Annotated in this window: 21 protein-coding genes; 18 read left to right on the top strand and 3 right to left on the bottom strand. The window is 64.0% G+C overall.

Going from position 1 to position 23660, the window contains the following annotated elements:
• Positions 1-61 precede the first annotated feature (61 nt).
• The 3 genes from kdsA to BMW89_RS20060 all read left to right on the top strand — a co-directional run bounded on the left by kdsA (position 62) and on the right by BMW89_RS20060 (position 4360).
• Positions 62-913, top strand: coding sequence for a 3-deoxy-8-phosphooctulonate synthase (kdsA, locus tag BMW89_RS20070; RefSeq protein WP_092028724.1), 852 nt, complete (start codon positions 62-64; stop codon positions 911-913).
• The gene (locus BMW89_RS20065) at positions 913-2124 is read left to right on the top strand and encodes an MFS transporter (RefSeq protein ID WP_092028723.1); all 1212 of its coding nucleotides are present in this window, start codon (positions 913-915) and stop codon (positions 2122-2124) included. The genes kdsA and BMW89_RS20065 overlap by 1 nt, the downstream gene beginning before the upstream one ends.
• Positions 2125-2266: 142 nt before the next feature.
• Positions 2267-4360, top strand: a complete 2094-nt coding sequence (locus tag BMW89_RS20060) for a methyl-accepting chemotaxis protein (protein ID WP_092028925.1) — start codon at positions 2267-2269, stop codon at positions 4358-4360.
• Between the two features lie 24 nt (positions 4361-4384).
• Here the strand turns inward: BMW89_RS20060 and BMW89_RS20055 are convergent, their stop codons facing one another.
• Entirely contained in the window at positions 4385-5182 is a 798-nt protein-coding gene (locus BMW89_RS20055) for a substrate-binding domain-containing protein (protein ID WP_177196214.1), read from the bottom strand.
• Between the two features lie 16 nt (positions 5183-5198).
• A complete protein-coding gene (gene queF / locus BMW89_RS20050) occupies positions 5199-5687 on the bottom strand; it encodes a preQ(1) synthase (RefSeq protein WP_092028721.1) in 489 nt (162 codons plus the stop codon).
• Between the two features lie 126 nt (positions 5688-5813).
• Here queF and eno point away from each other — a divergent pair, with 126 nt between their 5' ends.
• Together eno and BMW89_RS20040 are read left to right on the top strand one after the other, a co-directional pair.
• On the top strand, positions 5814-7097 hold the full coding sequence (gene eno, locus BMW89_RS20045) for a phosphopyruvate hydratase (protein ID WP_092028720.1): 1284 nt from the start codon (positions 5814-5816) through the stop codon (positions 7095-7097).
• Positions 7098-7131: 34 nt separating this feature from the next.
• The gene (locus BMW89_RS20040; RefSeq protein WP_092028719.1) at positions 7132-8268 is read left to right on the top strand and encodes a zinc-binding dehydrogenase; all 1137 of its coding nucleotides are present in this window, start codon (positions 7132-7134) and stop codon (positions 8266-8268) included.
• 29 nt (positions 8269-8297) lie between these two features.
• Here BMW89_RS20040 and BMW89_RS20035 read toward each other — a convergent pair whose 3' ends face one another.
• Positions 8298-9035 (bottom strand): SDR family oxidoreductase, encoded by a 738-nt coding sequence (locus BMW89_RS20035; protein ID WP_092028718.1) that lies wholly within the window; start codon positions 9033-9035, stop codon positions 8298-8300.
• A 51-nt stretch (positions 9036-9086) separates the two neighbouring features.
• Here BMW89_RS20035 and BMW89_RS20030 point away from each other — a divergent pair, with 51 nt between their 5' ends.
• The 13 genes from BMW89_RS20030 to lpdA all read left to right on the top strand — a co-directional run bounded on the left by BMW89_RS20030 (position 9087) and on the right by lpdA (position 23653).
• The gene (locus tag BMW89_RS20030) at positions 9087-10079 is read left to right on the top strand and encodes an AraC family transcriptional regulator (protein ID WP_502686395.1); all 993 of its coding nucleotides are present in this window, start codon (positions 9087-9089) and stop codon (positions 10077-10079) included.
• A gap of 117 nt (positions 10080-10196) precedes the next feature.
• Positions 10197-11195, top strand: coding sequence for an MBL fold metallo-hydrolase (locus BMW89_RS20025; RefSeq protein WP_092028717.1), 999 nt, complete (start codon positions 10197-10199; stop codon positions 11193-11195).
• Positions 11196-11590: 395 nt separating this feature from the next.
• Positions 11591-12142, top strand: a complete 552-nt coding sequence (locus tag BMW89_RS20020; RefSeq protein ID WP_092028716.1) for an NADPH-dependent FMN reductase — start codon at positions 11591-11593, stop codon at positions 12140-12142.
• A 227-nt stretch (positions 12143-12369) separates the two neighbouring features.
• Positions 12370-12687, top strand: a complete 318-nt coding sequence (locus BMW89_RS20015; protein ID WP_092028715.1) for an FtsB family cell division protein — start codon at positions 12370-12372, stop codon at positions 12685-12687.
• A gap of 216 nt (positions 12688-12903) precedes the next feature.
• Positions 12904-13863, top strand: coding sequence for a helix-turn-helix domain-containing protein (locus tag BMW89_RS20010; RefSeq protein WP_177196185.1), 960 nt, complete (start codon positions 12904-12906; stop codon positions 13861-13863).
• A 279-nt stretch (positions 13864-14142) separates the two neighbouring features.
• The gene (adh, locus tag BMW89_RS20005) at positions 14143-15660 is read left to right on the top strand and encodes an aldehyde dehydrogenase (RefSeq protein ID WP_092028713.1); all 1518 of its coding nucleotides are present in this window, start codon (positions 14143-14145) and stop codon (positions 15658-15660) included.
• 212 nt (positions 15661-15872) lie between these two features.
• Positions 15873-17228, top strand: a complete 1356-nt coding sequence (locus BMW89_RS20000; RefSeq protein WP_092028712.1) for a glycerophosphodiester phosphodiesterase family protein — start codon at positions 15873-15875, stop codon at positions 17226-17228.
• Positions 17229-17483: 255 nt separating this feature from the next.
• A complete protein-coding gene (gene pdhA / locus BMW89_RS19995) occupies positions 17484-18506 on the top strand; it encodes a pyruvate dehydrogenase (acetyl-transferring) E1 component subunit alpha (protein ID WP_092028711.1) in 1023 nt (340 codons plus the stop codon).
• Between the two features lie 29 nt (positions 18507-18535).
• Positions 18536-19933: a pyruvate dehydrogenase complex E1 component subunit beta gene (locus BMW89_RS19990; protein ID WP_092028710.1), complete on the top strand. Its 1398-nt coding sequence runs from the start codon at positions 18536-18538 to the stop codon at positions 19931-19933.
• A 3-nt stretch (positions 19934-19936) separates the two neighbouring features.
• A complete protein-coding gene (locus tag BMW89_RS19985) occupies positions 19937-20239 on the top strand; it encodes a DUF5076 domain-containing protein (RefSeq protein ID WP_092028709.1) in 303 nt (100 codons plus the stop codon).
• A gap of 2 nt (positions 20240-20241) precedes the next feature.
• Positions 20242-20694 (top strand): nucleoside deaminase, encoded by a 453-nt coding sequence (locus BMW89_RS19980; RefSeq protein ID WP_092028708.1) that lies wholly within the window; start codon positions 20242-20244, stop codon positions 20692-20694.
• 62 nt (positions 20695-20756) lie between these two features.
• Complete coding sequence (locus BMW89_RS19975; protein ID WP_092028707.1) at positions 20757-22100, top strand: pyruvate dehydrogenase complex dihydrolipoamide acetyltransferase; 1344 nt, start codon at positions 20757-20759, stop codon at positions 22098-22100.
• 131 nt (positions 22101-22231) lie between these two features.
• On the top strand, positions 22232-23653 hold the full coding sequence (gene lpdA / locus BMW89_RS19970) for a dihydrolipoyl dehydrogenase (RefSeq protein WP_092028706.1): 1422 nt from the start codon (positions 22232-22234) through the stop codon (positions 23651-23653).
• Positions 23654-23660 lie beyond the last annotated feature (7 nt).

Raw genomic sequence — 23660 nt, 5'->3', positions numbered from 1 at the left:
GCGAATGGGGTTGATCCGACCCTGATGGCGGCTATGGTCGCGCCGAAACGAGGAATTTGCCTTGAGCTCTTCGACATCAGCGGCGCCGGTCGTCACCATTGGCAGCGTCAAGTTCGGCAACGATCTGCCGATCTCGATCATTGCCGGGCCCTGCCAGCTCGAGAGCCGCCAGCATGCGCTGGAGGTGGCCTCCGCGCTGAAGGAGATCGCCTCGCGGCTGAACATCGGCCTCGTCTACAAGACCTCGTTCGACAAGGCCAACCGCACCAGCGCCTCCGCGGCGCGCGGCCTTGGGCTCGCGCAGTCGCTGCCGATCTTCGCCGAGATCCGCTCCTCGGTCGGCTTGCCGGTGCTGACTGACGTGCACGATGCCGCGCAATGCGCCGAGGTGGCGCAAGCCGTGGACGTGCTGCAAATCCCGGCCTTCCTGTGCCGGCAGACCGATCTGCTGCTGGCCGCGGCCGCAACCGGCAAGGTCGTCAATGTCAAGAAGGGCCAGTTCCTGGCGCCCTGGGACATGGCCAATGTCGTCGCCAAGATCACGGCTGCGAACAATCCCAACGTGCTCGTCACCGAGCGCGGCGCCTCCTTCGGCTACAACACGCTGGTCTCCGACATGCGCGCGCTGCCGATCCTGGCGCGCACGACCGGCGCGCCCGTGATCTTCGATGCCACCCATTCGGTGCAGCAGCCGGGCGGGAAGGGGACGTCTTCGGGCGGGGAGCGCGAATTCGTTCCCGTGCTGGCGCGCGCGGCTGTCGCTGTCGGCGTCGCCGGCGTGTTCATCGAGACCCATCCTGATCCTGATCGCGCGCCGTCCGACGGTCCCAACATGGTGCCGCTGCGCGAGTTCGAAGGGCTGATCGCCAGGCTGATGGCGTTCGACGCGCTGGCCAAGAGCACAAGCCGCTGATGCACCAGCCTGTGACCAGGCCGTCCCAAGACCAGAAGTTTCCGCCCGCGATCAACATCATCGCGCTCGCCGGATTCTCGGCGGCCTTGTCGACGCGGGCGCTCGATCCCGTCCTGCCGCATGTCGCAGACGATTTTGCGATCAGCATCACCACGGCTGCGAGCATCGCGGCCGGCTTTGCCTTGATCTACGCGCTGGTTCAGCCGGCGATCGGAGCGGCCGCCGATCTGTTCGGCAAGGCGCGATTGATGACCGCATGCCTGGCGCTGCTTGGCGTTGCCTGCATTCTCGGAGCGCTCGCCACCTCGTTCGCGGGCCTGTTCGCAAGCCGCATCCTGGCCGGCATCGCCGCCGGTGGCGTGTTTCCCGTTGCACTTGGCCTCACCGCCGATCTCGTTGCGCCCGCCAAGCGGCAGGTCGCGATCGGGCGCACGATGGCGGGTTCGATGACGGGCAATCTGCTCGGCTCATCCGCCAGCGGAATCATCGGCGATTTCATCGGCTGGCGCGGCGTGCTCGTGATCCTCGGCGCGCTCGGCCTGATTGCGGCGGTCGCGGTTGTAGCGGGCTTTCGCGGCGCCGCGCTGACGGCGCCGCCGAAGACCGATCTGAAAACCCTCAAGCAAGGCTACCGCACCATCTTCGCCAATCCCAACACGCGCTTCTGCTATTCGGCCGTGTTCGTCGAGGGCTGCTGCGTGTTCGGCCTGTTTCCCTTCATCGCCGCATTCCTGTTCGATCTCGGCGAGAAGTCGCTCTCGATCGCGGGCATCGTGATCGCGGGGTTTGCGGTCGGCGGGTTGTTCTACACCCTCACGGTCTCGCGCATGCTGCCGCGGCTCGGCGTCAAGGGCATGATGATCGCGGGGGCGAGCATCGTGGCGCTGCAACTCGCCGCACTCGCTTTCGGTCCCGGCTGGAAACTGCAATTCGCGAGCATGTTGGCGATGGGCTGGGGCTTCTACATGATCCATGGCTGCTTGCAGGTGTTCGCCAGCGAGCTGTCGATCGGGGCGCGGGCGACCGCGATGTCGCTGCATTCGTTCTTCTTCTTCATGGGGCAGACGGTCGGACCGCTTGCCTATGGGTTCGGGCTAGCGCATGCCGGCAAAGGACCGACGCTGCTTACGAGTGCCGCGATCATGGTGGTGCTGGGCCTCGTCTGCGCCCGCCTGCTCAAGCAGCGTGCACCATCTGATGCGCAGGCCTGACGGAAAGTATCGAATTACCGATCACCCGTAGTTTCCCGTGGAGGAACGGTAGCCAAATCCGTTCGATCTTAAATCAAACCTCACCCTTCGCTCCGTAGATTGTCCCCAAACTGAATTGGCGGAAACATCTGTGGATCAATCGATGCAAAAGCAGCGTTCGGTCGCCCGTATCCTCGGGGCGGTGGTTGGGTCTCTCGGTCTCATCCTTGTCGTCATCTGCGCCTACGCCCTGAAGCTGGCGGTGACGCGCTATTCGGACAGCAACCGCATCGTCTCGCTCGCGGTTGCCAGCCGCGACCTGACCAACACGCTGGTGATCTTTCGCCTGGAGCGCGGTGACACGCTGAGCTATCTCGCGGCGGCCGCTCCCGCGCCCGACAGCGTCATGAGCAGCCTCGCCGAGCAGCGGACCACCGTGCAGAAGAATTACGCGCAGGCCTTGCAGAGCCTCGCCTCGGTCGATGCGCCCGGCCTCTCCGAGAAGCTCGACAAGCTCCGTGGCATCTGGGCGCAGCTCGAGGAGCTGCGGCCGCGCGCGATCAATGCGCTGAAGCAGGAGAAAAGCGCGCGTGAAGCCAGCCTGACGCCGGGCTGGGCCAAGGTCAGCGACGCCTATATGGACGCGATCGGCGAAATCACCGCTCATGTCGACAATGCGATGACGCTGATCGACCCCGTGGTCGATCGCTTATTGATCGCCAAGCAGGCGTCCTGGCAGGCCCGTGCCAATGCCGGCCAGACCATTCTCGTCCAGTTCTCCTCGATCCTCGCCAACAAGACCTGGACCGCCGCCGACGGCGTTGCCTTCGCCGATCTGCGCGGCCGCATCCAGCACTCCTGGCTGGTGGTGCGTGACCTCAGCCCGAATGTGGCCTCGCCCGAGCTGCTCCAGGCGATCCGTAACGCCGAGCCGGAAATTTCCGGCGCACTCAGTGACGAGCGCAATGCCATTGCGACCAGGCTGCTGGCGGGTGAGCCCGCTGGCGTCGCCAGCCTCGACTACCGCGATCGCCAGCTGGTCGGCGCCAACAATGTCGTCATTGTCACGCAGACCGCGCTCGCCAACATGATCTCACGCGCGGAAGACGGCGCCTTGCGCGCCCGCGTCACGCTGATCCTGTTCGGCCTGCTGGTGCCGTCCTCGCTCGCGCTGACGATCGGCGGGATGATGCTGATGCGTAACCGAGTGACGCGTCCGCTCACCGCGATCACCGGAATCATGACCCGTTTCGCTGCGCATGATTTTGCCGGCGAAGTGCCGGGCCTCGACCGCAATGACGAGATCGGCCGCATGGCTGCCGCGTTGAACGTCTTCAAGGACGCCATGATCAACGCTGAGCGCCTGTCCGGCGATCAGGCCGTCGAGCGCGCCGACAAGGAGAAGCGTGCATCCGAAATGTCCGGCCTCGTGCGGCAGTTCGAAAGCCGGATCGGGCAGATGGTGCAGGCGCTGTCGAGCGCCTCGGGCGAGCTGGAGACGACGGCGCGCTCGATGTCGGGGACGGCAGCCGAAGCCCAGAGCCAGGCTGGCTCGGCCTCGACGCTAGCCGACCAGGTCGGCAGCGGCGTGCAGACCGTCGCGGCCGCAGCCGAGGAGCTCAACGCCTCCATTCGCGAGATCAACCGCCAGGTCGAGCAGGCGACGCGCGCCACCGAGCAGGCGGTCGTCACCGTCAAGGAAACCGACAGCACCATGCGTGCGCTCGCCGACGGCGCCGACCGCATCGGCGAGGTCATCGGCCTCATCACATCGATTGCCGGCCAGACCAATCTGCTGGCGCTGAACGCAACCATCGAGGCCGCCCGCGCCGGCGAATCCGGCCGGGGCTTTGCGGTCGTGGCAAGCGAGGTGAAGAACCTGGCCTCGCAAACGGCGAAGGCCACTGAAGAGATCAGCGCCCAGATCACGGAAATCCAGGGCGCGACGCAGAAGGCGGTCTCGGCGATCGACGGCATCGTCAAGACCATCGAGGAAGTCTCGAGCATCAACCGCGTCATCGCCGCGGCCATCGAGGAGCAGAACAAGGCCACCGCCGAAATAGCCAACACGGTGCAGCACACGGCGGAAGCGACCTCGACGGTGACGCGCAACATCGCGACCGTGTCATCGGCCGCGGACGAGACCGGCCGCGCCGCATCCGGCGTGCTGAAGGCGGCTGCCAATCTGTCGAGCCAGTCGACCTCGCTGACCTCGGAGATCGACGGCTTCATCAGCCAGGTGAGGGCGGTGGCGTAAGGCTACCGCTTGCGGAGGCCGACCTCATTTCCCTCCGTCAGCCACGATCGGCTCCATACCGCTCGCAATGATCGTATCGCGCGCGGCGGGGGAGGCGAGGAACTTGATCAAGGCACGGCCGGCCTCGGGCTCCCTAGAGCCGGTGGCGATCCCGGCTGAGAAGATCGTGATCTGCTGCAATTCGTTCGGCAGCGGCCCGACGATGTCGATGCCCTTCACGGGCTTGAGCTCGCTGATCTGCTGAAAGCCGAGTTCGGCTTCGCCATGCGCGACGATCTCGCCGACCGGCGTCGCCGGAATCTTGCGCGCCTTGTCCTTCATGACATCGGCAATGCCGAGCTTCTCGAACATTTCGGTCGAGACGTAGACGCCGCTGGCGCTGTCGGAATAGGCGATCGTCTTCGCCGCGAGCAGCGCGCGCTTGACCGCCTCCACCGAGCTGATGTCCGGCTTCGGCGCCCCCAATTTCACGGCAACCCCGATCGGCGATTTGGTGAGATCAACCTGGCTGCCGGCAACGACCTTGCCCTTGCTGGCGAGATCGGTGAGGGCATAGCCCACCATGATCAGGACGTCGGCGGGTTCGCCGCGCTCCAGCCGGACCGGGATCGCGTTGGTGGTGGTCCCCATCGATGGCCCGAACGCCGTCAGCACCTTGTTGCCGGTGGCTTTCTCGAACTCCGGCACGAGCGCCTGATAGGCAGCGGTCAAGCCGCCCGAGATCATCACCCGGACCTCGGCGGCGTCGGACGCGCCAGTCAGCGAGAGGACGCCCAGCAGGCCCAAGGCAAGGTTGCGGAATGTTGCCGACATCGATGTCATCGTCATTTGTCTCCAATCAGCCCCGCCCGCGATAGGGCGCGACGCCTTGCTCGGGCACCCACATGCCCTTCGGCACCCTTCCGGTTTGCCAGAACACGTCGATCGGGATGCCGCCGCGCGGATACCAATAGCCGCCGATGCGCAGCCATTTCGGCTTGATCTCGCTCGCGATGCGCTTGCCGATCATCACGGTGCAGTCCTCGTGGAAGGCGCCGTGATTGCGGAAGCTTGCGATGTAGAGTTTTAGCGATTTCGACTCCAGCAGCCATTGGCCGGGCGCGTAGTCGATCATCAGATGGGCGAAGTCGGGCTGGCCCGTGACCGGGCAGAGCGATGTGAATTCCGGCACGGTGAAACGGACCAGATAGTCGGTGCCCGCTTGCGGATTGGGCACGCGGTCGAGCTTGGCCTTCTCGGGCGTATCGGGCCATTGCACGGCACGGCCGAGCTGCAGGGCAGGGGAATCTGCACGCGAGTTGTTCGATTTGCTGGGTTTTTTCGACATGAGGCCGCCTCCGGTGCGGCCCTCTTAGCCAATCATCGGGCGGACGTCACCCGGCCTTTTCCACTTCGATGCATTGCGGTAGAAGCACCGCCAACTGCCCCCCTTGTTCCCCGGAAAGAGGCTCCCATGACCGCCATCATCGACATCATCGGCCGCGAAATTCTCGACAGCCGGGGCAATCCCACCGTCGAGGTCGACGTCGTGCTGGAAGATGGCGCGCTTGGCCGCGCTGCCGTGCCGTCAGGCGCCTCGACCGGCGCCCATGAGGCGGTGGAACTGCGCGACGGCGACAAGGCCCGCTATCTCGGCAAGGGCGTCTTGAAGGCAGTCGGCGCCGTCAACGGCGAGATTTTTGAGGCCCTCAGCGGTCTCGATGTCGAGCAGCAGGTTCAGCTCGACCAGATCATGATCGACCTCGACGGCACGCCCAACAAGAGCCGGCTCGGGGCCAACGCCATTCTCGGCGTCTCGCTCGCCTGCGCCAAGGCGGCCGCGAACTCGCTCGACATGCCGCTCTATCGTTACGTCGGCGGCACCTCGGCGCGGCTGCTGCCGGTGCCGATGATGAACATCATCAATGGCGGCGTGCATGCCGACAACCCGATCGACTTCCAGGAGTTCATGATCCTTCCCGTCGGCGCGTCCTCCTTCGCCGAGGGCCTGCGCTACGGCGCGGAAGTGTTCCACACCCTGAAGTCCGAATTGAAGAAGGCCGGGCACAACACCAATGTCGGCGACGAGGGCGGCTTTGCCCCGAACCTGCCGTCGGCCGATGCCGCGCTCGAATTCGTCATGAACGCGATCGGCAAGGCCGGTTACAAGGCAGGGACCGACATCGTGATCGGCCTCGACTGCGCCTCGACCGAGTTCTTCAAGGACGGCAAATACGTCTATGAAGGCGAGGGCAAGACCCGTTCGATCTCCGAGCAGGCCAAATATCTCGCCGATCTCGTCGGCCGCTATCCGATCGTCACCATCGAGGACGGCATGTCGGAAGACGACATGGACGGCTGGAAGGAGATCACGGATCTGATCGGCAAGAAGTGTCAGCTCGTCGGCGATGATCTCTTCGTCACCAACGTCAAGCGTCTTGCCGAAGGCATCAAGGCCGGCCGGGCCAACTCGATCCTGATCAAGGTCAACCAGATCGGCACGCTGACCGAGACGCTCGCCGCCGTTGAGATGGCGCACAAGAACGGCTACACCTCGGTGATGTCGCACCGCTCCGGCGAGACCGAGGATTCCACCATCGCCGACCTCGCGGTCGCCACCAATTGCGGTCAGATCAAGACCGGCTCCCTTGCGCGTTCCGATCGCACCGCCAAATACAATCAGCTTCTGCGTATCGAGCAGCAGCTCGGCAAGCAGGCGCTCTACGGCGGCAAGGCGGCACTGAAGGCGCTGGCGTAAGCCAGCGCTTTAACAAATACAGGGGAGGATCGACATGAGCGACGGCAAGACCGGCCTGCAACTGCGTTCGGTGATCAAGAAGAGCGGAGAGCTGGAAATCTCGCTGCTCGATGTGCCGACCCCCGAGCCCGGACCGGACGAGGTCGTCGTCCGCGTCGAGGGGGCACCGATCAACCCCTCCGACCTCGGCCTGCTCGTCGGCGCCGCCGACATGAGCACGGCGAAGGCCTCCGGTACGAAAGAGGCGCCTGTCATCACCGCCAAGGTTCCGGAAGGCGCGATGCGTGCGATGGCCGCACGGCTCGACGAATCCATGCCTGTCGGTAACGAGGGCGCCGGCGTCGTCATCAAGACCGGCTCGTCGGATGCCGCCAAGGCGCTGATGGGCAAGACCGTCGCCATGATCGGCGGCGCGATGTACGCGCAGTACCGCACCCTGAAAGTGCGCGAGTGCCTGCCGCTGCCTGAAGGCACCACGCCTGCGGAGGGCGCCTCCTGCTTCGTCAATCCGCTCACCGCGCTCGGCATGACCGAGACCATGCGGCGCGAGGGTCACAAGGCGCTGGTGCACACCGCGGCTGCCTCCAATCTCGGTCAGATGCTGAACAAGATCTGCATCAAGGACGGCATTGCGCTCGTCAACATCGTGCGCAGCAAGGAGCAGGCCGAGATCCTGAAGAAGATCGGCGCCAAATACGTCGTCGACTCCAGCGCGCCGACCTTTCTCGACGATCTCACGGCCGCGCTGGTCGAGACCGGCGCCACCATCGCCTTCGACGCCATCGGCGGCGGCAAGCTTGCCGGCGACATCCTCAACTGCATGGAAGTCGCGATCAACAAGACCGCGAAGGAATACAGCCGCTACGGCTCCAACGTGCACAAGCAGGTCTATGTCTACGGCGGGCTCGACATCCGCCCGATCGAGCTGCCGCGCGGTTTCGGCATGGCCTGGGGCGTCGGCGGCTGGCTACTGTTTCCGTTCCTGATGAAGATCGGGCAGGCGGACGGGGCCAGGCTGCGCCAGCGCGTGGTCGACGAATTGAAGACCACCTTCGCCAGCCACTACACCAAGGTGGTGTCGCTTCAGGAGGCGCTCGATCCCGCCAACATCGTGGTCTACGCCAAGCGGGCCACCGGCGAAAAATTCCTCATCAACCCGAACAAGTCGTGACGTGCGAGGGCGTCCGGGCCTGATCGAATTCAGGCCTGAGCGGTCGGGCGGATAACGATCTCGCCGACATCCACATTATCCGGTTGCGCTATCGCGAAGGCCATCGCCTCCGCGATAGCGGTTGCCGGAATGGCCATCGCCTTCATGCTTGCCTGCCCCTGCTGCCGTAACGTGGAATCCGTCATGGAAGACGGCAGTTCGGTGTCGACATAACCGGGGGAGATGGTCGTCACCCGAAGCGATGGTCCGGCCTCCTGACGAAGCCCTTCGGAAATCGCCCTGACGGCGTTCTTCGAGCCCGCGTAGACGGCCATGGTCGGAAGGATCTTGATGCCGGCGGTCGACAGGGTGTTGATGAAATGGCCGAAGCCCTGACGACGAAAGACGGGCAAGGCTGCGGCGATTCCGTAGAGCACGCCTCTCACGTTCACGTCGATCATGTCGACCCAGTCGTCGACCCTCAGATCGTCCAGACGTGAAATCGGCGCAATCCCCGCATTGTTGATCATGACGTCCAACTTCCCGTATCGGTCTGTTGCGAGTCCGACGAGCCTGGCGACATCCTCGCGTCGCCTGACGTCGGTGACGAGATACGACGCCTTGCCGCCCTTCGACGCGATGCTCGCGGCCAGCGTCTCCAGCCTCTCGGAGCGCCGTGCGCCGAGGACCACGATGGCGCCACGTTCTGCGAGATGCCGGGCGGTGGCGTCGCCAATTCCGCTGCTGGCGCCTGTGATGGCGATGACCTTGCCCGCGATGCCTGTCATAGGGTGTTTCATCCAGTTTGTTTCAAGATGAACTTCGCATCGGAAGCGAGGATGATCTATGCTCGAAGCGCTCGAAAATCGTCGAGATCGGATCAGACCTTGGACAACCGCTCGGACCCGCTGTCTCAGGTCTTCTCGCTCCTGGACGTTCGCGCTGCGCGTTGCACGAGGTTCGAGGCGGGCGGCAATTGGTCGTACCGGTTCCCGGCAAAACCCGCCCTGAAGTTCGGCGCGGTCCTTCGAGGTGATTGCTGGATCGATTTTGGCGACGAAGCCCATCATCGGCTTGTCGCCGGTGATTGTTTTCTTCTGGCCAATGCGCCCGCCTACGTTCTTGCCAATGACGAACTCCTCGCTCCCGAAGACGGTGTGGCGGCGTTCGATTGGACGCGGTCGGATGTCGCGCGTCATGCGGGCTGCGATACCGTTCTGCTCGCCGGGAGTTTCGGCTTCGAGGTGTCTGACGCCGAGTTGCTGCTCGATGCGCTCCCTCGCTTTCTGCTCATACCATCGCGCAGCCCGTCGGCATCCGTCATTCATTCCACGCTCCAGATTCTCGACCTTGAAGTCAGGGGGACAGGAATCGGAGCGGCCGTCCTCACCGACAGGCTCGCCGACGTCCTGCTCGTCCAGGTGATCCGCGCGGCGCTGGATCAGGGTGCGGGCGAGGGTCTTGGATGGATCAACGCGCTGGCCGATGCCAGGATCGGCCGGGCAATCAGGCTGATGCACGACAACGCCGCTCATCCATGGACCCTGGACGCATTGGCCGACGCGATCGCCATGTCGCGATCCGCGTTTTCAAAGCGGTTCAAGTCGCTGGTGGGGCTGGCGCCGCTCGACTACCTGCTTCGATGGCGCATGCGCCTTGCACGCGATCGGCTGCGACGTGGAGCGACCGTTTCGGCAATTGCCGCGCAGCTGGGATACGCGTCGGAGAGCGCCTTCGGACATGCCTTCAAACGAGTCTACGGCCATGCACCGAAGCGATACTGGCGTGGACAGGCCGCGGGCGAAAAATTCCCCGACGTCCCGAATAAATAATCGGGGCGTGCGACCGCACGTCACCGAAAGAAGGTCTTGCCTTCTGAGCGAAGCGGGAGATTATTCCGCCGCCATTCAAAGCGGAAAAGCGCAAGGCGCTCAGAAGGGGACCTCTCCATGATCGATCTCAATCGCCGTCATCTGCTCGCAGGCGCCGCCGCCCTCGGTGCGGCCGCCGTGACCGGCCTCCGGCCGACCGCCGGCAATGCCGCAGTGCCGCAAGCCGGCACGCAGGCGCCGGGCTTCTATCGCTATAAGGTCGGCAGCTACGAATGCACCTCGATCAATGACGGCGCGCGCACTTTCCCGATGCCCGACAAGTTCGTCGTCAACGCGTCCAAGGACGAGGCGCTGGCCGCCGCTGATGCCGCCTACATGCCGAAGGGCATGGTCACGGTGCCGTTCAACCCGCAGCTCATCAACACCGGCTCCAAGCTGGTGCTGATCGACGCCGGCAACGGCGTTGCCAATCTCGAGCCGAGCAAGGGCGCGGTCGGCCGCACCTTGCAGAACCTCCAGGCCGCCGGTGTCGATCCCAAGAGCATCGACGTCGTGCTGCTGTCGCATCTGCATCCTGACCATACCAACGGTATCCGTTTGGCTGACGGCGCGCTCGCCTTCCCGAATGCGGAGATCATGGTGCCGGGCAAGGACTGGGAGTTCTGGACCAGCGAGGACAACACGGCCAAGGCCGAGTCCAACCCGATGATGAAGAACTACTTTGCCAACGTGAAGAAGACCTTTGCCGGCCTCGAATCCAAGGTGACGAAGTACGAGTGGGGCAAGGAGGTCGCGCCGGGCATCACCCCGATCGCGACGCCCGGCCATACGCCTGGCCACACCTCGTTCGCGGTCGCCTCGGGCGATGCGAAGGTCCTGATCCAGTCCGACGTCACCAACATTCCGGAATTCTTCCTGCGCAATCCGGACTGGCACGTGGTGTTCGACACCGATGCCGCGATGGCGCAGGAGACGCGCCATAAATTCTACGACATGGCAGCAGCAGAGAAGGCGACCGTGATCGGCTTCCACTTCACCTTCCCCTCGGTCGGCCATGTCGAGAAGGACGGCGCGAAATATCGCCTGATCCCGTCGGCGTGGAATCCGACGATCTGACCGGACCACAAACTTGCGCTGAAGATCAGGCCGCCGATTGGCGGCCTGATTGTTTTGGATCGGCGGTTGCGCCTGCCCGGCACCCTGCGGAACGGCCCGTCCAAACAAAAAAGTCGAAAACAACCCCATGCACAGTAGAAATCGCTAGCGATTTCAAAATTCGGGGATACCGAATCAAAACTTGACCCGTCGGGCAAAACAGGAGTATTGTTGGATGGTGGGCAGGCGCGCCGGTGAGCGGCTTTGCGTATCGCTCCATCCGGGCTACAGGCTCGACCATCTGCTTTCGAGAAACTCAGCGTTTCCAAACCGGACCGGTTCATGCACTTGCATCGATCGATCCGGATCGCTTAAGTGCCGCCCGGCACTCCCACTCAAGCCTCCAAGGACAATCCATGGCCTACAACATCGTCGTGATCGCCGGCAGCCTGCGCAAGGACAGCTTTTCGCTGAAGATCGCCAACGCGCTGGCAAAGCTCGCGCCGGCCTCGCTCAAGCTCGAGGTCATGACGCCGGCGGGCATCTCGTTCTTCAACCAGGACCTCGAGGGCGCGCCGCCCGCGGACTGGCTGGCCTTCCGTGAAAAGCTCCAGAAATCCGACGGCGTCATTTTCATCACCCCCGAATACAACCGCGCGATCCCGGGCGTCCTGAAGAACGCCATCGACGTCGCCTCGCGCCCCTATGGCAAGAGCTCTTTCAACGGCAAGCCGGTTGGCATCGTCTCGAACTCGCCGGGTCCGCTCGGCGGCGTCAGTGCCGCAAAGACGCTGCAGAACATTCTGCCGGGCATCACCGGCCCGATCATGCAACAGCCGGAGATTTACCTGAACGCGGTCGGCGACGCCTTCGATGCGGACGGCAACCTGACCAAGGACTCTCTGAAGCCGGTGCTCCAGGCCTATATCGACGCCTTCGCCGCGCACGTCGCGAAGCACCACGGCTGACGTAAACCGCCCGCGGTCCGTGTAGTAAGCCCTCATCCTGAGGAGACCGCGAAGCGGTCGTCTCGAAGGATGGCCGCGGGCGAGAACCGGGCCTTCATGGTTCTCCCGGCGATGCGAAGCATCGTCCGGAGACGGCGCTTTCGCGCCTCCTCACCATGAGGGTCTGGAAGCGTGGTCGGGTAGGGGAAATCAACACTCCCTTAACCAAGCTGCCCCATCTTCCCAGGATGGTCTCCCGCGCGCGCCTGAAATCGATCCTGACCGGCCTTGCCCTCTATGCGATGGCGGCCGCTATCGTCGGCTATTTCGGGGTCAACGCCTATACCGGCAAATACGGCCTCAACGCCCGCCAGGAACTCGACCAGGAGATCATCGCGCTGACCAGCGAGCTGGCGCAGCTCAAACGCGAGCGCGCCCGGAGCGAGCAGCGCGTCTCGCTGCTGCGTTCCGCCAGGATTGATCCTGACATGCTGGACGAGCGGGCACGGTTCCAGCTCGACTATGTCAATCCGCACGATCTCGTCCGGATGATCCCTCAGAACTAGCAGCTCCGCGCGGTTCGAAACCGGTATCGAAAGCCTGCGAGACCGGCTGCTCCCTTCGTCATCGCATCGAAAGTTGCAGGGCCGCAGTCGCCTTGCCGCCTTGACGGAACGGCGCCCGCGGGGGCATGGCTTGTTCGGTGCGCTGGCCTTCAAGATTGACAGAGATCAATCAGGCGGCGTCGGCACGTCCTAGATTGCCACCCGGAGGAAACGGTGATGAATGGGCAAGCCCCCCAGCATCACGCGGCTCGTGTCGAGGCCGCCATTGCATCAGGCCAGGCGGCTCGTTCCGCGCTCGTGGCCTCCTGGCGCCGTTCGTCCCGATTGCATCATCTCGATCCCTCCGGGCACTGCCTGCCGGAGCGGCTGGCGGAAGCGGAACTTCGCGAGGCGCGCGAGCGCATCGCGCCGTTGCTTGCTGCTGCGCAGGGCGCGATGGATCGGCTCTATCACGCGGTCGGCGCCGCCGGCTGCTGCGTGTTGCTCGCCGACGGCGAGGGGGTGCCGGTCGATCGTCGCGGCACCTCGGCGGATGACGCGACGTTCCAATCCTGGGGCCTGTGGACCGGTGCGCTCTGGAGCGAGGAGCATGAGGGCACCAACGGCATCGGGACTTGCGTCGTCGAGCAGCGGCCACTGACGATCGACCGCGACCAGCACTTCTTTACCCGCAATACGCTTCTGAGCTGCACTGCCGTTCCGATCTACGACCACGTGGCGGCCTTTGCCGGTGTGCTCGATGTCTCCTCATGCCGCGCCGATCGGACCGACGCATTCTCCAATCTGATTGCGCTTGCGGCGAGCGAGGCGGCAAGGCGCATCGAGGCCGACCTGTTTCGCCAGGCTTTTGCTCGTGCCCGCATCGTGCTGACGCAAGGTGCGGACGGCCAGTCCATCGGCCTCGTCGCAGTCGATGCGGATGATCTCGTGATCGGTGCGACCCGGTCTGCGCGGGCGGGATTAGGGATCGCGCCGGGCAGGGCGTTGCAGCCGGTGCCCGCGGCCGATCTGCTCGGCGGCGATGCCGCGTGTGACCACCTCGCCGGCGGCCAGCGCGCCGTGCTGCAGCGGGCGCTGCTCCGCGCGGGCGGCAACGTTTCGGCCGCCGCAAAAGCTCTCGGCGTCAGCCGTGCGACGCTGCACCGGAAGCTCAAGCGGTTCGAGCTGAACCATTAGGACCACCGACCTCTCAGCCGTCATTGCGAGCGCAGCGAAGCAATCCAGAATCTTTCTGCGGAGGGACTCTGGATTGCTTCGCTGCGCTCGCAATGACGATGTGGAGGCTGCGAGCGTTCCATCGAGACCCTTGCCTTGCCCACGACTGTCGCAGAACTGCGACAGGTCTACCCGGCCATCGCTTCCACCCGGGCTGACAGAAGACATCTCCCGCGACATCGTCGGCGCAAGTCGTGACCACACGACGAATTGCGCAAACAGCAACATCGGGAGTGATCAATGAACAAGGTGGAATTCCTGGGCGTGACCCAGAATCCCTTCGCGGAACGCTATGACAATTTCATCGGCGGCAAGTTCGCAGCGCCGATCTCCGGTAAGTATTTTGACAATGCCTCGCCGGTGAACGGCCAGATCGTCTGCAAGATCGCGCGCTCCGACGCGCAGGACGTCGAGGCCGCGCTCGATGCGGCGCATGCCGCCAAGGCCGCCTGGGGCCGCACCAGCGTCGCCGAGCGCGCCGCGATCCTGAACAAGATCGCCGACCGCATGGAAGAGAATCTCGAGCGCCTTGCGATTGCCGAGACCTGGGACAATGGCAAGCCGATCCGCGAGACGCGCGCCGCCGACCTGCCGCTCGCCATTGACCACTTCCGCTATTTCGCCGGCGTGGTGCGTGCCCAGGAAGGCTCGATCGGCGAGATCGACCAGGACACCATCGCCTATCATTTTCACGAGCCGCTCGGTGTCGTCGGCCAGATCATCCCCTGGAACTTCCCGCTGCTGATGGCCTGCTGGAAGCTCGCCCCAGCGCTCGCCGCCGGCAATTGCGTCGTGCTCAAGCCGGCCGAGCAGACCCCGGCCTCGATCATGGTCTGGGCGGAGATCATCGGCGATCTCCTGCCGCCCGGCGTCCTCAACATCGTCAACGGCTTTGGCCTCGAGGCCGGCAAGCCGCTCGCCTCCAGCCCGCGCATCGCCAAAATCGCCTTCACCGGCGAGACCACGACGGGCCGGCTGATCATGCAGTACGCCAGCCAGAACCTCATCCCGGTCACGCTGGAGTTGGGCGGCAAGTCGCCGAACATCTTCTTCAACGACGTCACCGCCGAGGACGACGATTTCTTCGACAAGGCGATCGAAGGTTTTGTGATGTTCGCGCTGAACCAGGGCGAGGTTTGCACCTGTCCGAGCCGGGCGCTGGTCCACGCTGATATCTACGATCGCTTCATGGAGCGGGCGCTCAAGCGCGTCGCCGCGATCAAGCAGGGCGATCCGCGTGTGGCCGACACCATGATCGGCGCGCAGGCCTCGGGCGAGCAGCTCGCGAAGATCCTCTCCTATATCGACATCGGCAAGCAGGAGGGCGCGAAAGTGCTGGCCGGCGGCAGTCGTGCCGAGCTCGGCGGCGATCTCTCCGGTGGCTTCTACGTCCAGCCGACGGTGTTCGAGGGCCACAACAAGATGCGAATTTTCCAGGAGGAGATTTTTGGCCCCGTCGTCTCGGTCACGACCTTCAAGACCGACGACGAGGCGCTCGCGATCGCCAACGACACGCTCTATGGCCTGGGAGCCGGCGTCTGGAGCCGCGATGCCAACCGCTGCTACCGCTTCGGCCGGGCGATCCAGGCCGGCCGGGTCTGGACCAACTGCTACCATGCCTACCCCGCGCATGCGGCGTTCGGCGGCTACAAGCAGTCGGGCGTCGGGCGCGAGAACCACAAGATGATGCTCGATCACTACCAGCAGACCAAGAACCTCCTGGTCAGCTACAGCCCGAAGAAGCTCGGCTTTTTCTGATCGGGCAATATCTGATCGAGCAAGATCTGATCGAGCAGGAGAGGGCGGCGCAACTCTGCGCCGCCCGTTCCGTCGTCATCCCTTTGTCAGAGTCTTGAGACAATACGACAGCGTCGGCCGTATTCGGTTCGGCGCCCGTGGCATTCGAAGCGAGGCCGGGCAAAGACGGAGGCTTGGTGATGCGGAACGGTGGATCAGGACGGACAAAACGTATGGGAGCGATGCTGCTCGGCGCGGCGGCCCTGGCTTTGCTTGCGCCGTCGATGGCCGTCGCACAATCCGGCCCGGCGCCATCAGGCGCAAAACCCTTCCTGACCGTCGACGGAAAAGCGCCGCTGATTCTCGGACATCGCGGCGTGCCGGGACTGGTGCCTGAAGAGACCGAGGCGTCGTACGACCTCGCCGCGGCGCTCGGGACCGATGCGCTCGAAGAGGATTTGCACCTGACCAAGGATTGCGTCCTGGTCGTGCGTCATAACCCCTGGCTCAGCGACAATACCAACGTTGCCGAGGTGGCGAAGACCAATGCGGCCGTGGCGGCGCGCAAGCGCACGGTATCAGGCGTGCGCATCAAGGCGCCAGCTTCCGCCAGCACGCCGAGCGACTATTTGACGGATCTCACCGATCCGGCCGATCCAAAATCAGTGCTGAAGTCATTGATCGTCGATGGTGAGGACCACACCAACGACTGGTCGATCACCGATTTCACCATGGCCGAGCTGAAGGGCTGGATCGGCGGCACCACCTATGATGCGGCCAACGAGCGGCCCAAAGTCTTCAACGGCAAATTCCCGGTCATCAGCTTCCAGGATGTCATCGACATCGCCAAGGCCAGGAGCAAGGAGACCGGGCGTTCCATCCTCGTCTATCCCGAGACCAAGAACCCGACCTGGAACAATGCCCAGGCGATTGCGAACGGCTGCGGCGCGGCCGGCAGCCATCCGCTCGAGGATGCCCTGATCAAGATCATCAAGGACAATGGCCTCAATACCAAGGACGCGCCGATCCTGGTTCAGAGCTTCGAGCCCGGCAGCCTGAAATATATGCGCAGCCACGGCCTTCAGACGCGGCAGGTGCAACTCGTCGACGGCAACGGCATCGACTTCAAAACCGGCAAGGTTCTCCTCAACAACATCACCAATTCGCGTCCGTTCGACTGGACGGTGTCGGGCGATGCGCGCCTGTATGATGCGATGCTGACCCCCGAGGGCCTTGCCGAGATCAAGACCTATGCCGACGCCATCGGACCGTGGAAGGCCTATATCGTTCCGCTCAAGATCGCGCCGTGGAAGGACAGCAACGCCGACGGCACGCCCACCAAGGGATCGACGCCGGACGCTTCGACGCAGGAGGCAACCAGCCTGATCGCCGATGCGCACAAGCTTGGTCTGTTCGTGCACGTCTTCACGTTCCGGAACGAGAAGAAATACCTCGCTGCCGATTATCGCGGCGATCCCAGCCTTGAATATCTCAAATTCTTCCGTCTCGGCGTCGACGGGGTCTTCACCGACTTTACGCATACCGGCGTTGCCGCCCGCGCAGCATATTTGCGCGAGCTCGGCTGGTAGGAGGCGCTGCGAATCGGACACGCGCGAGGGCTCGGACCCGCATATGAGCGGGTCCGAATTTCGTCACCTCGGCTGCTCGTGCCTGCTTCGTTGGCGGGTGAGCTAAAGTTGCCTGATCAAGCCCAAAGGTTTTGCAAAATTTCGGTCACGTTGCAGTGCGGCATAATGAAAGTCGTGCCATGCTGCCGTGGTGCTTTCCAACGGCGTTTGAACTGGGTTAGAGAGGACGAAAGTTTTCTCTGACCCGGAATTCCCATGGCCGCACCCAAGAAAGCCGCCGCAGGCGCTGCACAGGACAAGACCGACGGCGGCTCGCCCCCGGAATTCACGAGGGAGCAGGAGCTCAAGGCGCTCCGCGAGATGCTCCTGATCCGGCGGTTCGAGGAAAAGGCCGGCCAGCTCTACGGCATGGGTGCGATCGGCGGCTTCTGCCATCTCTATATCGGCCAGGAGGCCGTGGTGGTCGGTATGCAGATGGCCCTGAAACAGGGCGATCAGATCATCACCGGCTATCGCGATCACGGCCATATGCTGGCCACCGGCATGGAGGCCAACGGCGTCATGGCCGAGCTCACCGGCCGCCGCGGCGGTTATTCCAAGGGCAAGGGCGGCTCCATGCACATGTTCAGCAAGGAGAAGCACTTTTACGGTGGCCACGGCATCGTCGGCGCCCAGGTCTCGCTCGGCACGGGTCTGGCCTTCGCCAACCACTATCGTGGTAACGACAATGTCAGCGTCGCCTATTTCGGCGATGGCGCGGCCAATCAGGGCCAGGTCTATGAGAGCTTCAACATGGCCGAGCTCTGGAAGTTGCCGGTGATCTACGTCATCGAGAACAACCGCTACGCCATGGGCACCGCGGTCTCGCGCGCCTCGGCGCAGCAGGATTTTTCGAAGCGCGGCGCGTCCTTCAATATTCCCGGCCTGCAAGTCGACGGCATGGACGTCCGCGCCGTGAAGGCCGCCGGCGACGAAGCCGCAGCCTGGTGCCGCTCCGGCAAAGGGCCGATGATTTTGGAAATGCAGACCTACCGCTATCGCGGTCACTCGATGTCCGACCCTGCAAAATATCGCACGCGCGAGGAGGTCGAGAAGGTTCGCCATGATCAGGACCCGATTGAGCAGGTGCGCAACCGCCTGCTCGCGGCCAAGGTCAGCGAGCAGGATCTGAAGGCGATCGACGCGGAAGTGCGCGACATCGTCAACGCCTCCGCCGACTTTGCCCAGCATGATCCCGAGCCGGAAGCCGCCGAGCTCTGGACCGACGTTTACCGCTGAACGCGCGCAAGCTTTCTTTTGGAGCCGATATGCCAATTCAAGTGCTGATGCCCGCGTTGTCGCCCACGATGGAGAAGGGCAACCTCTCCAAATGGCTGAAAAAAGAGGGTGAGACGATCAAGTCCGGCGACGTGATCGCCGAGATCGAAACCGACAAGGCCACCATGGAGGTCGAGGCGACCGACGAGGGCACGCTCGGCAAGATCCTGATCGCCGAAGGTACCGCCGACGTTCCCGTCAACACGCCGATCGCGACCATTTTGGCGGATGGCGAGAGCGCGGCCGATCTCGCGAAAGCGCCCGCGCCGGCCAAGCCGGCCGCAGAGTCTGCGCCGCCGGCCGCTGCAAAGGCCGAAGCGCCGGCAGCCAAGTCTTCAGAGACAAAGGCTGCGCCCGCGCCGCAGGCTGCCGCCGAGCCCGATCCGGAAGTGCCTGAAGGCACCGAGATGATCACCCAGACCATCCGCGAAGCGCTGCGCGACGCGATGGCCGAAGAGATGCGCCGCGACCCCGACGTCTTCGTGATGGGCGAGGAGGTCGCCGAATATCAGGGCGCCTACAAGGTGACCCAGGGCCTGCTCCAGGAATTCGGCGCCAAGCGCGTCATCGACACCCCGATTACCGAGCACGGCTTTGCCGGCGTCGGCGTCGGTGCCGCCATGACCGGGCTGAAGCCGATCGTCGAGTTCATGACCTTCAACTTCGCCATGCAGGCGATCGACCAGATCATCAACTCCGCCGCCAAGACGCTCTATATGTCCGGCGGCCAGATGGGCTGCTCGATCGTGTTCCGCGGCCCGAACGGCGCGGCTGCGCGCGTCGCCGCCCAGCACAGCCAGGATTACTCGGCCTGGTACTCGAGCGTTCCCGGTCTGAAGGTGGTCGCGCCGTTCTCGGCTGCCGATTACAAGGGCCTGCTCAAGGCCGCGATCCGCGATCCCAATCCGGTGATCTTCCTCGAGAACGAGATGCTGTACGGGCACACCGGCGAAGTGCCGAAGCTCGACGATTTCGTGATCCCGATCGGCAAGGCGCGCATCGTGCGCTCCGGTAGCCATGTCACCCTGATCTCCTGGTCGAACGGCATGAGCTATGCGCTCAAGGCCGCCGACGAGCTCGCCAAGGACGGCATCGAGGCCGAGGTGATCGATTTGCGCACGCTGCGCCCGATGGACACCGAGACCATCATCAACTCCGTCAAGAAGACCGGCCGTGCCGTGACGGTGGAAGAGGGCTGGGCCCAGAGCGGCGTCGGCGCCGAGATCGCCGCGCGCATCATGGAGAACGCCTTCGACTATCTGGATGCGCCTGTTACGCGCGTGTCCGGCAAGGACGTGCCGATGCCTTATGCGGCGAACCTGGAGAAGCTGGCGCTGCCCTCCGTGGCGGAAGTGGTCGAGGCTGCCAAAGCTGTCTGCTACAGGTAGGCCATGACGGGCCCGAAGGAGCAGCCATTGCCACCCGACGTTCTCGCCCGCGATGATGCGGTCGAGATCCTGCGCGTATTCGTGCTGGACGGCGGGCTGTCGATGGCGTTCCAGCGGGCCTTCGAGGAGCCCGACATGTGGGGGCTGCTGCTGGTCGATCTCGCCCGCCACGCTGCGCGCGCCTATGCGCGCGAGAGCGAATATACCGAGGAAGACGCCCTGAACCGGATCATCGAGATGTTCCAGGCGGAGATCGAGCGTCCGACGGACACCGGCACTACGACGCCGCGCAGCAAGGGGCACTGACCGTGGCGATCGAATCCTACCATTTCGATTTTATGCTCGAGGCGATCCGCGAGGCGCAGGACTCGATCGCGCAGGGCGGCCTGCCGATCGGCGCCGTGCTGACGCGCGAGAACAAGATCATCGCCCGTGGCCACAACAATCGTGTGCAGGAAAACAACGTGATCCTGCACGGCGAGATGAGCTGCCTGCGCGAGGCCGGTGCGATCTCGTTCCACGACACAATCATGTACACCACGCTGTCGCCATGCTCGATGTGTGCCGGCGCGCTCGCTTTGTTCAAGGTCAAGCTGGTGGTGATCGGGGAATCCGTCACCTTCGAGGGATCCAAGGACATTCTCGACAAGTTCGGCATCCCCTGGATCGATCTTGCCGACGACCGCTCCATCACCATGATGAAGAATTGGCGTTCCGTTCCTGCCAATGAGCGCCTCTGGCAAGGCGACATCGGCAACTAAATCTGGTCTGTTCGTTCTCACTTTCGGGGACGAATTTTTGCAAAGTTCTTCTTGAGGTCAGCATGCCCATCAACATCCTGATGCCCGCTCTCTCGCCAACGATGGAGAAGGGTAACCTCGCCAAATGGCTGAAGAAGGAAGGCGACAAGGTCAAATCCGGCGATATCATCGCCGAGATCGAGACCGACAAGGCGACCATGGAGGTCGAGGCCATCGACGAGGGCACGATCGCCAAAATCCTGGTGCCTGAGGGCACGCAGGATGTGCCGGTCAATGACGTGATCGCGGTGCTCGCCAGCGAAGGCGAGGACGTGAAGGCGGCTGGCGCTGCCAAGCCCAGTGCGTCGGCCGCGCCTCCGAAAGCTGCTGAGGCTCCCGCTGCTGCGCCGGCGCCCGCCGCCCCGAAGGCCGCTCCGCCGCCCGCCGCCGCACCCGCGCCGCAGGCCGCAGCACCGGCCGTGCAGAGCAACGGCCATGCCGGCCGCGTGTTCTCCTCACCGCTGGCGCGCCGCCTCGCAAAGGATTCCGGCGTCGACGTTGCGATGGTCACCGGCACCGGCCCGCACGGCCGTGTCGTCGCCCGCGACGTCGAGCAGGCCAAGTCCGGCAAGGGCCTCAAGGCCCCCGCCGCGGCGCCTTCATCCGCGCCCTCGGCCGCGCCGACCATGTCGGACAAGCAGATCCTGTCGCTGTTCGAGCCCGGCTCCTACGAGGTCGTCCCGCATGACGGCATGCGCCGCACCATCGCGCAGCGCCTGACCGCGTCGATCCAGAACGTCCCGCATTTCTTCCTCACGATCGACTGCGACATCGGCAAGCTGATGGCCGCGCGCGAGGAGATCAACGCGGCGGCTCCCAAGGACAAGGAAAAGAAGCCGCTCTACAAGATCTCGGTCAACGACTTCGTCATCAAGGCGATGGCGGTGGCGCTGCAGAGGATCCCGAACTGCAATGTCAGCTGGACCGAAAGCGGCATGGTCAAGCACCACCATTCCGACGTCGGCGTTGCGGTCGCGATGCCCGGCGGCCTGATCACGCCGATCATCCGCAAGGCCGAGACCAAGACGCTCTCGACCATCTCCAACGAGATGAAGGATTTTGCCGCGCGCGCCCGTTCGCGCAAGCTGAAGCCCGAGGAATACCAGGGCGGCACCACCGCCGTCTCCAACCTCGGCATGTTCGGCATCAGCCACTTCACCGCCGTGATCAACCCGCCGCATGCGACCATCCTTGCGGTCGGTACCAGCGAGGAGCGGCCCGTGGTGCGCGGCGGCAAGATCGAGATCGCGCATATGATGAGCGTGACGCTGTCGTGCGATCACCGCGCCATCGACGGCGCGCTCGGCGCCGAGCTGATCGGCGCCTTCAAGCAGCTGATCGAAAATCCCGTCATGATGATGGTGTGAGAAGCGGACCGTGCATACGTAGGGTGGGCAAAGGCGCGAAGCGCCGTGCCCACCTTATTTCATAGCGTTGGAAGGCGGTGGGCACGCTTCGCTTTGCCCACCCTACGAAGTTCAGTTGAATGGGAGCCGCAATGGCCGACACATCCTTCGACGTCATCATCATCGGCTCCGGTCCCGGCGGCTATGTCACCGCGATCCGGGCCGCTCAGCTTGGTTTCAAGGTTGCGATTGTCGAGAAATCCTATCTCGGCGGCATCTGCCTGAACTGGGGCTGTATCCCGACCAAGGCGCTGCTGCGCTCGGCCGAGATCTACCACTACATGCAGCATGCCAAGGATTACGGCCTGTCGGCGGACAACGTCTCGTTCGATCCGAAAGCGGTGGTGCAGCGCTCGCGCGGCGTCTCCAAGCGGCTGAACGACGGCGTCGGCTTCCTGATGAAGAAGAACAAGGTCAGCGTGATCTGGGGCGCCGCCTCGATCGATGCGCCCGGCAAGGTCACCGTGAAGAAGTCCGACGTCGAAGGTCCCAAAGGGACGCTCGGCGAGGGGGCTTATCAGGCCAAGCATATCATCGTCGCGACCGGCGCGCGCCCGCGCGTGCTGCCGGGGCTCGAGCCCGACAAGAAGCTGATCTGGACCTATTTTGAAGCGATGGTCCCGGAGAAGATGCCGAAATCGCTGCTGGTGGTCGGCTCCGGCGCGATCGGCATCGAGTTCGCCTCATTCTTCCACACGATGGGTTCTGACGTCACCGTGGTGGAAGTGCTGCCGCAGATCCTGCCGGTCGAAGATGCCGAGATCGCCGGCCTTGCGCGCAAGCGTCTGGAGAAGCAGGGCATCAAGATCATGTCCTCGACCAAAGTGACAAAACTCGAGAAGAAGGCCGACAGCGTCGTTGCCACCATCGACGACGGCAAGGGCAAGCCTGTGACTACCGAGTTCGAGCGCGTGATCTCGGCGGTCGGCGTGGTCGGCAACATCGAAAATCTCGGCCTCGAAAAGCTCGGCGTCAAAACCGACCGCGGCTGCATCGTGATCGACGGTTACGGCAAGACCAACATCCCCGGCATCTACGCCATCGGCGACGTCGCTGGTCCCCCGATGCTCGCGCACAAGGCCGAGCATGAGGGCGTGATCTGCGTCGAGGCGATCAAGGGCCTGCATCCGCACCCCATGGACAAGCTGCTGATACCCGGCTGCACCTATTGCCAGCCGCAGGTCGCCTCGGTTGGTCTGACTGAAGCCAAGGCCAAGGAGAATGGCCGCGAAATCCGCGTCGGCCGCTTCCCCTTCGTCGGCAACGGCAAGGCGATCGCGCTCGGCGAGGACCAGGGTCTGGTCAAGGTGATCTTCGACAAGAAGACCGGCCAGCTGCTCGGCGCCCACATGGTCGGCGCCGAAGTGACCGAGCTGATCCAGGGCTACGTCGTCGCGATGAACCTGGAGACCACGGAAGAAGAGCTGATGCACACGGTGTTCCCGCATCCGACGCTGTCGGAGATGATGAAGGAAGCCGTGCTGGATGCTTATGGGCGCGTACTGAACATTTGAACCTCGG

The sequence above is a fragment of the Bradyrhizobium sp. OK095 genome, assembly GCF_900109945.1.
In the GTDB taxonomy this organism is placed as follows: Bacteria; Pseudomonadota; Alphaproteobacteria; order Rhizobiales; family Xanthobacteraceae; genus Bradyrhizobium.
This window is presented reverse-complemented; position numbering and strand designations above follow the sequence as displayed.

Excerpts from the sequence above, each read along its gene's own strand:
- BMW89_RS20000 (WP_092028712.1), top strand. The coding sequence starts at position 15,873 with ATGGGAGCGATGCTGCTCGGCGCGGCGGCCCTGGCTTTGCTTGCGCCG.
- BMW89_RS20020 (WP_092028716.1), top strand. The coding sequence starts at position 11,591 with ATGGCCTACAACATCGTCGTGATCGCCGGCAGCCTGCGCAAGGACAGC.
- BMW89_RS20065 (WP_092028723.1), top strand. The coding sequence starts at position 913 with ATGCACCAGCCTGTGACCAGGCCGTCCCAAGACCAGAAGTTTCCGCCC.
- BMW89_RS20025 (WP_092028717.1), top strand. The coding sequence starts at position 10,197 with ATGATCGATCTCAATCGCCGTCATCTGCTCGCAGGCGCCGCCGCCCTC.
- lpdA (WP_092028706.1), top strand. The coding sequence starts at position 22,232 with ATGGCCGACACATCCTTCGACGTCATCATCATCGGCTCCGGTCCCGGC.
- pdhA (WP_092028711.1), top strand. The coding sequence starts at position 17,484 with ATGGCCGCACCCAAGAAAGCCGCCGCAGGCGCTGCACAGGACAAGACC.
- BMW89_RS20040 (WP_092028719.1), top strand. The coding sequence starts at position 7,132 with ATGAGCGACGGCAAGACCGGCCTGCAACTGCGTTCGGTGATCAAGAAG.
- eno (WP_092028720.1), top strand. The coding sequence starts at position 5,814 with ATGACCGCCATCATCGACATCATCGGCCGCGAAATTCTCGACAGCCGG.
- BMW89_RS19975 (WP_092028707.1), top strand. The coding sequence starts at position 20,757 with ATGCCCATCAACATCCTGATGCCCGCTCTCTCGCCAACGATGGAGAAG.
- BMW89_RS20060 (WP_092028925.1), top strand. The coding sequence starts at position 2,267 with ATGCAAAAGCAGCGTTCGGTCGCCCGTATCCTCGGGGCGGTGGTTGGG.
- BMW89_RS20010 (WP_177196185.1), top strand. The coding sequence starts at position 12,904 with ATGAATGGGCAAGCCCCCCAGCATCACGCGGCTCGTGTCGAGGCCGCC.
- BMW89_RS19990 (WP_092028710.1), top strand. The coding sequence starts at position 18,536 with ATGCCAATTCAAGTGCTGATGCCCGCGTTGTCGCCCACGATGGAGAAG.
- BMW89_RS20035 (WP_092028718.1), bottom strand. The coding sequence starts at position 9,035 with ATGACAGGCATCGCGGGCAAGGTCATCGCCATCACAGGCGCCAGCAGC.
- BMW89_RS20015 (WP_092028715.1), top strand. The coding sequence starts at position 12,370 with ATGGTCTCCCGCGCGCGCCTGAAATCGATCCTGACCGGCCTTGCCCTC.
- adh (WP_092028713.1), top strand. The coding sequence starts at position 14,143 with ATGAACAAGGTGGAATTCCTGGGCGTGACCCAGAATCCCTTCGCGGAA.
- BMW89_RS20055 (WP_177196214.1), bottom strand. The coding sequence starts at position 5,182 with ATGACATCGATGTCGGCAACATTCCGCAACCTTGCCTTGGGCCTGCTG.
- queF (WP_092028721.1), bottom strand. The coding sequence starts at position 5,687 with ATGTCGAAAAAACCCAGCAAATCGAACAACTCGCGTGCAGATTCCCCT.
- BMW89_RS20030 (WP_502686395.1), top strand. The coding sequence starts at position 9,087 with ATGATCTATGCTCGAAGCGCTCGAAAATCGTCGAGATCGGATCAGACC.
- BMW89_RS19985 (WP_092028709.1), top strand. The coding sequence starts at position 19,937 with ATGACGGGCCCGAAGGAGCAGCCATTGCCACCCGACGTTCTCGCCCGC.